This is a genomic window from Coleofasciculus sp. (assembly GCF_046565525.1).
Classification (GTDB): Bacteria; Cyanobacteriota; Cyanobacteriia; order Cyanobacteriales; family Coleofasciculaceae; genus Coleofasciculus.
Genome location: NZ_JBKHUP010000097.1, coordinates 15,186 through 28,253, shown reverse-complemented (window position 1 = coordinate 28,253; position 13,068 = coordinate 15,186). Strand labels below are relative to the sequence as shown.

The 13,068-nt window shown below is 43.4% G+C and carries 5 protein-coding genes; 4 read left to right on the top strand and 1 reads right to left on the bottom strand.

What is annotated here, in order from left to right:
• Both ACLGGO_RS27535 and ACLGGO_RS27530 read left to right on the top strand, forming a co-directional pair.
• A partial coding sequence (locus ACLGGO_RS27535) for a tetratricopeptide repeat protein (protein WP_446421680.1) occupies positions 1 to 755 on the top strand: 755 nt, incomplete at its 5' end.
• A 964-nt stretch (positions 756 to 1,719) separates the two neighbouring features.
• The gene (locus ACLGGO_RS27530) at positions 1,720 to 3,558 is read left to right on the top strand and encodes an ATP-binding protein (RefSeq protein ID WP_446421679.1); all 1,839 of its coding nucleotides are present in this window, start codon (positions 1,720 to 1,722) and stop codon (positions 3,556 to 3,558) included.
• A 38-nt stretch (positions 3,559 to 3,596) separates the two neighbouring features.
• On the opposite strand, the gene ACLGGO_RS27525 is transcribed toward ACLGGO_RS27530, so the two are convergent.
• On the bottom strand, positions 3,597 to 5,825 hold the full coding sequence (locus ACLGGO_RS27525) for a peptidoglycan-binding protein (RefSeq protein ID WP_446421678.1): 2,229 nt from the start codon (positions 5,823 to 5,825) through the stop codon (positions 3,597 to 3,599).
• A 428-nt stretch (positions 5,826 to 6,253) separates the two neighbouring features.
• On the opposite strand from ACLGGO_RS27525, the gene ACLGGO_RS27520 reads away from it, so the two are divergent.
• Complete coding sequence (locus tag ACLGGO_RS27520; RefSeq protein ID WP_446421677.1) at positions 6,254 to 7,669, top strand: P-loop NTPase fold protein; 1,416 nt, start codon at positions 6,254 to 6,256, stop codon at positions 7,667 to 7,669.
• Positions 7,666 to 12,603: a WD40 domain-containing protein gene (locus tag ACLGGO_RS27515; protein ID WP_446421676.1), complete on the top strand. Its 4,938-nt coding sequence runs from the start codon at positions 7,666 to 7,668 to the stop codon at positions 12,601 to 12,603. The genes ACLGGO_RS27520 and ACLGGO_RS27515 overlap by 4 nt, the downstream gene beginning before the upstream one ends.
• Positions 12,604 to 13,068 lie beyond the last annotated feature (465 nt).

Sequence of the window (13,068 nt, the reverse complement as noted above, 5' to 3'; positions counted from 1 at the left end):
TGCTAAACAATCTAGAGCGTTATCAGGAAGCCTTGGTCTCCTACGACAAAGTAATTGAGCTTGACCCTAATGATGCAACAGCTTGGGTTATACGAGGTGGGGTGCTATATAAACTCGAACGCTACGAGGAAACCTTGGTCTCTTGTGACAAAGCCATTGAGCTTAACCCTAATGATGCACCAGCTTGGGTTATACGAGGTGGGGTGCTATATAAACTCGAACGCTACGAGGAAGCGTTGGTATCCTGTGACAAAGCCATTGAACTGGGGTATCAAGGCTCCTCTGTTTTCTTGAACCGTGCTATTGCCATTTTGGGATTAAATCGCTGGGAGGAAGGGATTGCCGCACTAGAGAACGCATTCCAACGTCTTACCCTTGACTATGAAGCTGATGCAGATGATGCCAAGTTAATTACGCACATCTTGTTCAACAGCAGTAACAATGTGGAGATATGGCGATCGCGCATCAAAACCCTCATCGAACTTTACCACAAACACCAGGTTATTTCTACATTAGGACAGGGGCTTGTGAAAAGCGTTCCCACACTAATGTCAGAAATGGTTAGTGACAAAGCCGCACAAACTTGGCTGGAGGTGTGGCGAGAATTGGCGAGTGATTATCCTGAATTTCAAATCCCTCTCCGTCTTCTCGATACTGCTGTTCGCTATAAGCAAACAAAAGGCAATAAGCGTGTTTTGTTTAGCCTACCCATTGAAGAACGCAAGCTGCTAGAACCTTTGCTGGGTATAGAGTAAGTAGGTGAGAAGCAAACTACGTCTTATGTAAGGGTTTGAGGGTGATTTACATAACTTAATATGAATAGCACGCTCCTTAAGGCTGGTGGGCAATGCCCACCCTACGGTATATCAAAGGTTTTGGCGCTCCCCCTGCTCCCCCAGCTCCCCCCTAACCCCCGCTCCTTCAAAGGGGGACTAGGGGGGATGGAGTTGGGGTTAGGGGATGAGGGAGAAACGACAAAAGCGTGCGGCTAATCCATCAAATTAGGTATGCCATACCACTACAAATTGGCTTCAGGGGTTAAATAATTATCTCAGCCTTCTTTAGGTATAAATTCATATCAATTCCAGGGAGCAAGATGCTACCCATACCAATAATTTACCTAATTAGGATGATCCAAATCACCGCAGTAATGTGCTACCTATTCCTTCCTTCCTTCACCCCCAAAAAGACTGGGTGTCGAGGCTACTTCCAGTCCCATCCGGAAGTTTTCAATATTTCTTAACCCATTGACTATTTTGCTTAAATATCTTTATATTACTTTAGGATTCGCTCAGTCTTCGACAACCCTGTCATTGTCTCTCTAACTCCTACTGTCAGTCCACTCCATCCATTGATAGCTCTTAAACAGAATCGCTTTTTACCACTTCCCTCTCCAATCTTTACCAGAACTTTATTTGTTTGGGTAATTTTAAATGAAAACTTGTTAAAAATTTCATCATTTTCTTCCTACAATTAATAGATAGAGGCTGTAAGAAGTTAATGAACCAGGATAAAAAGCTACTAACTAAACTTATATCTACCAATTGTCACCATACTTAACTCCTATCGTCAACAATGACACCAACGACTTAATTCAAGTCTTTCTCTAAAATCATGAATCATTTTTCCTTAAAAAATCACAATCTATCTCACTTCTTGGCTTATCTTATGCTTTTTTCCCATTCCCGATATCCCCCAGTATCCCAAAACAAGGCTTTAATGAGTCAGCAAAACCCATTAAATCTGAACCAGCGTTTATCAAAGATTGTTCCTTTAACCTGGATTAAAGAAGGCGTTCGCAACCTCAGCATATCTCAGAAAATTGGTTACGGCTACGCCTTAGCGATCGGCATATCCATTCTGGGAACAACAGGAGGATTAATTCTAGGTAATTATTACCAAGAACAAGCCCAACAACAAGAACGGGTTGCCGATCAGCAGCACCATCTCCTCAGCAACCTGGAAAATGCCACCTTTGCTGTGCGATCGCATCCCCAAGCACTATTGGCTGCATCGGTTAACCCTAGCCAGGTTGACGCCCAAAAGACTCAGTATTTAGCCGATGTGGAGCGGATGAAACGCCTACTCTTTTCGTTAGATACGTTCATCCAAGCATATCCCCATGACTTGGACATTAATACGGCTGAATTACATCATCTTGTTAAGGAGTATGAAGCGAATATAGACGCCTACAATCAGGTAATTGAATCACTCTGGCAGATCAGTGAATCGGAGAACTTGAAGTCAGAGGACGTTTCTGTCATTCAACAAGAACTTTTAAAGGCACTCCATCACCCCTCTACCAGTCAAGTGATGGCTCAATTCGATCACCTATCCCACCATGTAGAGGATGCCAAAACTAAAGCTGAAACGCAACAGTTTCAGGCAGATCAAAAACTGGCACAAGCAGAAGCCCTACGCCTGCAAATCATCGTTATTAGTTTACTACTATCAGTCGGTATCGCCGTACTCTTAGCCACTATTACCAGCCGTGCGATCGCGTATCCTATCGAAACAGTAACTCAAGTAGCTAGTGCGATCGTCAAAGAATCCAATCTAGAGATTCGCACTCCCGTTACCACCAACGATGAAGTCGGTTCCTTAGCCACATCCCTAAATCAGCTTGTCCAGTGGGTAGATGACTCAACTCAAGAACTGCAACTAGCGCGTCAAACCTTAGAACAGCGCGTCGAGGAACGGACGCAAGAATTGACCCAAGCGCTTAAAGAACTCCAACAAACCCAAACCCAACTGATTCAACGGGAAAAAATGTCCAGTTTAGGACAAATGGTAGCCGGGATTGCCCATGAAATTAATAATCCAATTAACTTTATCTACGGTAATCTAGATTATGCTAAGCGATCAATTAATGACTTACTGAACCTACTAGAACTTTATCGGCAAGAATATCCTCAGCCTAATGCAGCGATTCAAGAACAAAGCGAAGCAATGGATTTAGATTTTCTCATCGCCGATATGCCGAAAATGCTGTCGTCCTTAAAAATGGGGGCTGAACGAATCCAGGAAGTTGTCTTATCATTACGGAACTTCTGTCGTCTGGATGAAGCACAGTTGAAACAGGCAGATATTCACGAAGGACTAGAGAACACCCTCTTGCTTGTCGGTCATCGAATCCAGCCAAATATTAACATAGTCAAAAAGTACAGTCAATTACCAAGAATTGATTGTTACCCGGCTCAACTCAATCAAGTTTTTATCAATATTATCAGCAATGCCATTGACGCCTTAGAAGACATTCAAGGTAAAGCCATCCCGACAATTGCCATTCGTAGCGAAACCATCAATAATCGTTGGATTCGCGTGGCAATTTGGAACAACGGTGCAGCGATTCCAGGAGAAATTAAAGACCGGATATTCGATCCCTTTTTCACCACCAAGTCTGTTGGCAAAGGGACAGGGATGGGATTAGCAATTTGTTACCAGATTGTGAAAAAGCACCAGGGTAAAATTGAAGTCACCTCTGAACCAGGGAAAGGAACTGAATTTGTGATTATGCTACCCATTCAAACAGAACAAGAGATGGCAATATCCGCTTAAATGTTCAAGACATATACCTCACCTTGTCCATGTTTATTCTAATCCTGAAACACCATAATCGCACCTGAATAACAAGCCACCCAAACCTGATTCGTTTCTGGATCATAAGTAATGCCAATAGGATTAGCCTTGGTGTTCACCGTTTGCTGAATTGACATGTCGCTAGTGCGAACCTTACTCATCGTATTCGAGTGGTAATTCACCACATACAGAAATTGACCATCATCGGATATATCCATACTGCGCGGTGCATTCCCCGTGGCAACTTTACGTAAAACTTTACCTGTAGCTAAATCAATTTTAGCCACCGTTCCTTCCCCATTTAAGGTGGCGTAGAGATACTGATCGGCTGGATCAATGGTTAAATGACGCGGCGAATTACCAATGTTTTTGATCCAGTCGAGTGAGAAATCGTTGAGATCGACAACAGCAATATCATAAGACCCCATCACCGCCACATACGCTTTTTGAGACGCCCTATCAACGACAATTCCCCGGGGATATCGACCCAATTTAATCCGCCGAACTTCCTGATTTTGCTGACTATCGACAACGCTTAAATCCCAACTACACCAATTACTAACAAGAACCAACCGATTATCGGGGCTAGTGGCGACAAATTTAGGCACAGACCCAACTTCAATCACTTGGTCAATTTCTAAATTATCAGTATTGATGCGATACAAAAAACTATTGTCTGTTTTTTGGGAAGGATCACATTTATCACTTCCTGGCTTATTAAACCCTGAACCATACATTTGGTAGTTAGACACCCAAGCATATTGCCCATTATCAGAAAATGCCGCTTCAACGGGAGAGCCTTTATAGGTTCCATTCCCCTTTGAATGCCCGTATTTCTGCAAATTTACGGCATCGGCAATGGTTTTGACTAAGTTATACTGGCGGTCGTAAACCGTAATCGTATGGCTGTACATCATGTTCTGGGCAAAAAATAACCCCCGACCTGAATGCACGATGGATTTGGGGGAAATTTTGCCAGAAATGGTGTGTTTGAGCGTCATCTGGCTGGACTGACGTTGCTCATTGTCCTTTTTTTTTTCGCTGTCTTCGTTAGTAAAGGAGTCCTGATTAAAGGGACTATTATCGGAATTTTCTGTCGGTGTAGAGAACGAATCTTGATTCGAGAGACTCGTGTCGTAATTTTCTTCCGGTTCGATGAATGAGTCTTGATTAAAGGGAGTATCGTCAGAGTTTTCCTCTGGTGTAGAGAACGAGTCTTGATTCAACTGTGCAGTCGGAGACTCAATCGGGGATGGTGTTACCGCAGGAGATGGCAATTCTAATGCGGCTTTGGTGCTAGAACCCACCATACCATCTACGTTTAATCCTTTGGCTTTCTGAAATTGAATCACGGCTGTCTCAGTTAAGTTGCCATAATAACCTGTGAGCGGTCCCTCGTAATACCCCTGTTCTTTTAAGCTTCTCTGTAGCGCCGTCACGTCTGAATTGCGACTCCCTCGCTTGAGGACTAAACCAGGATTAGCGAATCCAATTCGATCCTCTGTAACCTCAGTAGATGGGGGAGTTTGTGAGGAGGATGAAATCGGCTTCGATTCAAGTGCAGCACGGGTTTGAGAACCGGCAATACCATCGACGGTTAATCCGTGGGCTTTTTGCAGTTGAATCACGGCGTCTTGGGTGGTTGAGCCGTAGTAGCCGGTAATGGGTCCACTAAAGTAGCCAGCCACTTGTAAATTTCGCTGTAGAGAGGTGACTTGAGGATTGCGATCGCCTCGCTGGAGAATAAAATTGGGTCGGGCGGATACTAGGGGTTTCTCAGGTTCTGGCGTGGGTGAATCCAACTCTAGGGGTGTTGGTGTTTGGGAATCAATACTCGAATTAGTCGGTGCGGCTGAGTCGGACTTTAATGTGGCGGTGGTATTCGCCCCCACGATACCATCGGGGTTGAGTCCATTGGCTTTTTGAAATTGGATGACGGCGGCTTCGGTTAAGGGTCCATAGTAACCCGTAATCGGTCCATTAAAGTAACCCTCTGCTTGCAGGGTTTTCTGAAGATTGGTCACCTCAGCCCCACTCGTTCCTTTCCGCAGTGCTAAAACGGGACGGGCTAGGCTAACAATGAACAGCGCCATAGTCAGGAAGATAAAGGGAATCCAAGCCGCACTCAAGCGCTTTTTCGAGTCGAGTTCGGGGATGAATAACCTTGAACTGGCGGGGGATTGGGGTTCGGAGGTTGCCAATGCTTCATCAGTGACCGCCAAATGAATGGAGGCAGAATTTTCCATTGTTCTCTATTGTTTAGCGCATTCTTCGCTATCCTATACTAGGAACTTTGACAAGGGCTACCCCCTAGAGCGTCAGTCGAGTCAGCTCACTTAGCAGTCATAAAACTTCAACAGCAGAAGCCAGGTTGAGGATATCGTTACAAAAATTTAAATCAGTAAACGTTATTAATGCCTTGAGTAAACTGAGGATTTTTTCAGTTAATTTTTTTTTAAGATAGCTGATTAGAAGCAAAAGATCCCTCTATTATGAAGAATTGTATAAATATTCATGACACCGAAGTCAAATTTTCCCGATTAAAATAGAATCAGGAAGTATAACAGTCCTAGAGAGTTATTTAAAGTTGCATTTACGGTATCTGTTATTTACAGTACGTTAGCTGCTTCTGTTTGAGAATAGCTAGCAATGTCACTAGTAGAATGGGTATGGCATGACATTAGATTTACGAGAATTTTTCCAAGCCACTAATCCCGATAAAACCTTATTTGTGGATAATACCGCTAAGGATCAAAACTATTATATTGATTTCTCTCCTGTGCGCGGGGGACATGTAATCAAAGAATTAAGCAATCAAATTGCATTTTGGTCTCCTGATACACCGACTTGCCAACTCTTTACTGGACACGTTGGCTGTGGTAAGTCTACCGAGTTACTGCAACTCAAAGCCCAGTTAGAGCGAGAAGGATTCCATATTGTATATTTTGAATCCTCTCAAAATTTGGAAATGGCAGACGTGGATGTCAGCGATATTTTACTGGCGATCGCGGCGCAGGTAAGTGAAAGCTTGGATAGGGTTGAACAGAACCGTTCCCACAATCCTCAAGTTATTCTTAAACAAGTGGCGAAGCTGTTGCAAACCGAAATTGAGCTGACGGCTGACACTTCGGTTCCGGGGTTGGGTAATGTGGCGGCTAGTACCGCCGGAGATTTTTCGGTTAATGTTGGCATTCCTGGAATCGGTGAAGTTAAAGTGAGCAAGGAAGAGGGATTATCGTTTGTGGCTCCCTTAATTGGCAAGATTACCGCGAGGGCAAAAGCTAGTCCAGAGTTTCGGAATAAATTAAGGGGATATTTAGAACCGCGCACCAATGGAATATTAGAGGCAATTAACTCGGAACTCATCGAACCTGGAATTAAGAGACTTAAAGACGATGGTAAAAAAGGGCTAGTAGTTATTGTTGATAATCTTGACCGAATTGACAGTTCGGCTAAACCCTGGGGACGTAATCAGCAAGAATACTTATTTGTAGACCGAGGAGAGCAGTTACGCAGTTTAAATTGTCATCTAATATATACCATGCCCTTGGCGTTGAGGTTCTCTAATGAATTTGCTCCTTTGACTCAACGGTTTAAGAATCCAACTGTATTACCCATGGTATGGGTTCAGTTGCGCGATGGTAGTGAATGCGAACAAGGAATGGCACTACTACGACAGATGGTGCTAGCCAGAGCGTTTCCTGATTTAGAGGCGGAGCAACGTCTCCATCAAATGACAGAGATTTTTGATACACCTGAAACATTAGATCGCCTCTGTCGGATTAGTGGGGGTCATGTCCGCAATTTGCTACGGTTGCTTAATAATGCCATCCAAAAAGAAATGGGATTACCCATCTCCCGCAACAGCTTAGAAGAGGTAATTTTAGACTATAAAAATGCTCTGAAGTTAGCTGTTGATAAGAGTGAATGGGCATTATTGCGTCGAGTGGCTGATGAGAAAAAAGTCACGGGCGATGAGGGATACGAACAACTGATTCGCAGTATGTTCGTCTATGAATATCGCGATCGCCAAGGGTCTTGGTTTGTGATCAATCCAATTTTAGCCGAAGCTGAGGAATTCAAATCATGAACCCATCTTCGAGGAGCGATAACCAGAAATCAATTCAAGAACTTGCCTGGGCGATCGCGATGTCTGAGGGGCAATTTTCCTTAATGTTGGTTCACTGTAACTACATTAGCCTGCGAGAGCGATCAATGCAGCAGCTTAAAGATATCTGCTCTGTACCGATCACAGAACTTGTGCTTCATGCGTCTACCCAGAGACTCTACTCCACAATTCAAAAGGAACAGGAAACCCAAACACCATCAGCGTTAATGATAGTAGGGTTGGAATCTGTTTACCACCTCGATCGCCTGCTCACTTCAATGAATCAAGTACGGGAAGAATTTCGCAAAAACTGTCCTTTCCCTCTGGTGATTTGGGTTAATGATGAAATCGTGCGGAAGCTGATTCGGTTAGTTCCAGATATTGAGAGTTGGGCGAAGCGCACGGTGTTGAAATACCCGCCGGAAACGCTGCTCGATGAGCTACAACAGAAAGCCAATACTTTATTTATAAAGGTTTTAGACTTTGGTGCAAGCCCATTTTTAGCCAATGATGCTATCTTAGGCAGGGGTTTGAGTTGGGAAATTAACGCCGCTGTGCAGGAGTTAAAAAATCAAGGTAGAGACATACCAAAAACGCTGCAAACTAGTCTAGACTTTGTGTTGGGTCTAGAGGCTTATGTCCAGGATGAAATTGATGGAGCCTTGGCATACTATCAGCATAGCCTTGACTTTTGGCAAAAATTAGCTTGGGAATCACCACCCCAAACGCCAACATTAAGAGAAAAAGAGGGAGCGCTACTGTTTCACATTGGGTTATGTTATTGCCGTAAAGCCGAGTTATATAAACCTAAAAGTTCTAGCCATTGGCACAAAGCCTTGTTTTATTTTCAGCAATGCATTGATTGTTTTGAGCAGGTGGGGCGTCTTGATTTAGTGGCTAAGTTTGTTGGTCAGCTTGGTGAAGTATGGCGACGCTTGGAAAATTGGGATGAGTTACAAAAACTTGCCAAAAAAGCCCAACCCTTGCATGAAAAGAATGGTAATCCGGCGCTATTAGCTCAAAATTATGGCTTTTTAGCCGAAGTAGCATTGTACCAGCACCATGGAAGCAAGGCAAAGGCTTTCGTGGAAAAAGCGTTGCAACTCTCAGACGCTACGACGGAGGCACAGCATCAGAGTTGGTATCTTTTACTCTTAGCACGAGCGCAGCAGCAGTTGGGAGAGGTTCAGGACGCGATCGCAACTCTAGAAACAGCCAAAAAAGCTGAACCGGAAAATAATCCGCTACTTTATATTCAGATTTTGAATGAGTTGCGAAATCTATACTATCAACAACACCATTATCTCGAAGCCTTTGACGTTAAACAATGTCGGCGCTCCATCGAACAACAATTTAATTTCCGAGCCTTTGTGGGTGCGGGACGTTTACAATCCCGACGACAGAGAAATTTATCCTTCACGAAATCAGAGCATCGGGAGACTGTAGCTAGAGAGATTTTGGCGTCCGGTCGAGAAAATGATATCAAACGCTTGGTTGCTAGAATTATCAGTCCTCAGCATAAGCTGACAGTGATTTATGGTCAATCGGGAGTCGGCAAAAGTTCCCTGATCAATGCGGGTTTACTGCCAACTCTGAGGTATCAGACTCTTGGTACTGATACTCGCGATATCTTGCCCGTTCCACTGCGCGTTTATACGAATTGGGTTAAGGATTTGAGTAAGTCACTCTTTAAAGCGCTTGAGAAACGAGGAACTATCTTATCCGCTATACCCGATTCAGCAGCTACTGTCATTGAACAACTGACTCAAAATGAACATCACAACCTGCGAACTGTTCTAATTTTTGACCAGTTCGAGGAATTTTTCTTTGTTTGCACCGAATCGGAGCAAAAACAAGAATTTTTTGAGTTTTTTGGTAAATGCCTAGATATTCCCTTTGTCAAGGTTATCCTTTCCATACGAGAGGATTATCTCCATTATTTGCTCATTGGCAATCACTTATCCCAACTAGCCGCCATCCAGAATGATATTCTCAACAAAAATATTCTCTATCATTTAGGCAAGTTTTCACAGAAAGACGCCAAGAATGTTATTAAACATTTGACTGACGGTTCTCAGTTTCCTTTGGAACCCGCTTTGGTTGATGCAATCGTGGAGGATTTAGCCAGCCGCTCAGGAGAAGTGCGTCCCATTGAGTTGCAAGTAGTCGGCGCACAAATGCAAACGGAAGGAATTACTACCCTGGTTGAGTATCAAGAACGGGGTCCGAAGGATAAACTGGTGCAGCGCTATTTGGCAGAAGTGATTAAAGATTGCGGCTCTGAAAATCAACGAACGGCTGAATTAGTCTTGTACTTACTCACCCAAGGGAAAAAACCTCGCCCCCTCAAAAGTCGTGCTGATTTGGAGGCACAGTTAAAAGCCTTAGCAGCGGATCTTGCTGTAAAACCTGACCAATTAAAGGCGGGAGACTCCCAACAATTGAGTTTGGTCTTAGATATTTTTATTAAATCAGGTTTAGTTTTTAAACTTGCTGATATTCATGGCATCCGCTATCAAATTGTTCATGATTATTTAGCCTATTTTATTCGGAAACCCAGAGGAATTAACTTATTAGATGAAATTAAAAATACTTTGAGTCAAGAAAAGTTAATTTCATTTCGGAAACGGCAAGTTTTTGCAGCAGTAACCGCAGGTATTACTTTATTTATATTGACAATTTCAACAGGAATTCTTTGGCAAGAAGCAGAATTCCGTAGGCAAGAAGCAAAATCCAATTGGTTAACATCAGAATCTCATCGGCAAGAAGCAGAAAAAAACCAAATTTTAGCCAGAATTAAGACATCAGAAGCCCTATTTGTGTCAGGTCAACGATTTGAGTCTTTAATCGAAGCGATTAATGCTGGGACCCAATTGAGGCAAAAAAGTAAGTTACTTACCAATAAGCAAATTTATTCTCAAGTTGTAGCCGCACTACAACAGTCTATTTTCTGGTTAGAAGAACGTAATCGCTTAGAAGGACACGAAGGTCTTATTTGGGATATAAGTGTCTCAAAGGACGGTCAAACCATTGCCTCAGCCAGTTATGACGGAACTGTAAGACTATGGAAGCCAGATGGAACATTATTAATGCCGCCAATTAAAGCCCATTCTGATAGAGTATTGGGCGTGAGTTTTTCACCAGACGGTCAGATACTAGCTACAGCTAGCTTTGATAATACAGTTAAATTATGGAAAGCGAATGGTAAAGGTGGCTTTGAAACCTCCCCCTACCAAACTATCAAGGGACATGACAAAGGCGTCTATCATGTCAGCTTTTCCCCCACCGACAAAATCGTTGCCACAGCCAGTCAAGACAATACTGTCAAATTGTGGGACTTAGAAGGTCGCTGGATTCAAACACTTGAAGGTCATGAAAACGGTGTTAATAGCGTCAGTTTTTCCCCCAATGGTAAGATTATAGCCACAGCGAGTCGGGATAATACCGTGAAACTCTGGCAACGCACGGCTGAGGGAAAATTTGAAACCATTCCTAATAGGAAATTTAAAGAACATTCAGATATAGTTTGGGCAGTCACTTTCAGCCCTGATGGTCAAATAATTGCCACAGCCAGTCGGGATGGCACAGTTAAACTTTGGTCACTTGAGGATGACTTTGTGAGAAGCCTTAAGGGGCATAGAGATTCAGTATCAAGCCTCAGTTTTAGCCCCAATGGTAAAACCCTGGCGACAGCGAGTCAAGATAATACAGTTAAAATATGGAACGTGGAAAATGGGCAATTGCAAACAACCCTAACCGGCCATAGCAATGGTGTTTATGATGTGAGTTTTTTATCTGAAAATCGCCTAGTCTCAGCCAGTGCGGATCACTCATTAAAACTCTGGCAACTGGGTGACAGAATTTTCCAAAAAACCCTCAACGGACATATCGGTAAAGTCTGGAATGTAAGCTTTAGCCCTGATGGTCAGAGGATTGCCTCAGCCAGTGAAGATGGAACGGTAAAACTATGGGAAAAGGATTCTTCAACCGATGGAAGTAATACACCAAACTATAGACTGCGAGAACTTCCCAAAAACCACACTAAAGAGGTTTTAGATGTGAGTTTTTCCCTAGATGGTCAAACCATCGCCACCGCAAGTTATGACCAAACCGTGAAACTTTGGACGGGCGATGGTAAACTTCAATGGACTCTATGGCATCCTGATCAAGTATTTGGTGTCAGTTTCTCTCCCGACGGCAAGACGATTGCTACAGCCAGTCGAGATAATACTGTTACACTCTGGAGATTCGACGGTGTGTGGCGAAAAACCTTACTCAAAGATCATCGCGACTGGGTAAGGGATGTGACGTTTAGTCCCGATGGTCAAATTATTGCCTCAGCCAGTGATGACACAACTGTAAATCTCTGGAAGCCTGATGGCAGCTTGATTAGGACACTCACAGGAGACAACGGACACAAAAGTTGGGTTCGGAGTGTGGCATTCTCACCAGATGGTCAAATCATCGCTACAGCCAGTGAGGACAATACGGCGAAACTTTGGACAATAGAAGGAGAACTAATTAAGACGCTTGAAGGACATCAGGATCAGGTTCGTAGCGTCACTTTCTCACCGGATGGTCAAACCATCGCCACAGCCAGTGATGATAAAACCGTGAAACTATGGAACCTGGATGGGACTTTCATCAGAACTCTGACCGGACATCGGGATGGAATTAGAGGCGTGAGTTTTTCTCCTGATGGTCAAACCTTAGCATTAGCCAGTGCAGATAATACTGTAATTTTGTGGGATTTAAATGAACTCCACAAATTAGATCAATTAGATGAACTACTGATCTATGGTTGCCATTGGCTGGAGGACTATATTAAGACGAACCGAAAGATGAAACAACGCGATGCTGACAGCGTGACTAATCCAGAACCCCCTCGGTGTCAGGGTATCGACACTCAAGAGTAAAGGGGTGAACCGCACCCTCGAAAGGCAGTAGCGTTTCCCCAGCTTGTCTCAACCGCTCAATTTATAATTAGACCAATTACTGGGCGCGATCGCATAGATCATTTAGAATATATTAAGGTTATTACTCTAACTTTCACATAGAGGCTACTCCTGCATCATACCAACCGCCTCCAAACACCTCTAAACAAGACAGACAGGGGCGGCAAGGGAAATTTTAGTGGGTCTGTTACTTCTACCCTCTTGTCCTGAGTCTAAAAGCTACTCTGGACAATAAGTTCAGTCATCGATGCGACTGAAACACTAACAAGAGAGAAAATGAGCGAACTTGATGCCATTAACCGTATTAATGTGATTCAAGTTACATTAGTGGTGTGCAGCTAATTACTCAGACCAACGGAAATTATCACGTTACTGTCAATCTATCTATCACAATGCACTACCTACAAATCCTGGATACTAAAAAAT

What these genes read in the sequence shown, in the direction of transcription:
- ACLGGO_RS27530 (WP_446421679.1), top strand. Translation starts at nt 1,720, where the DNA reads ATGAGTCAGCAAAACCCATTAAATCTGAACCAGCGTTTATCAAAGATT.
- ACLGGO_RS27525 (WP_446421678.1), bottom strand. Translation starts at nt 5,825, where the DNA reads ATGGAAAATTCTGCCTCCATTCATTTGGCGGTCACTGATGAAGCATTG.
- ACLGGO_RS27520 (WP_446421677.1), top strand. Translation starts at nt 6,254, where the DNA reads ATGACATTAGATTTACGAGAATTTTTCCAAGCCACTAATCCCGATAAA.
- ACLGGO_RS27515 (WP_446421676.1), top strand. Translation starts at nt 7,666, where the DNA reads ATGAACCCATCTTCGAGGAGCGATAACCAGAAATCAATTCAAGAACTT.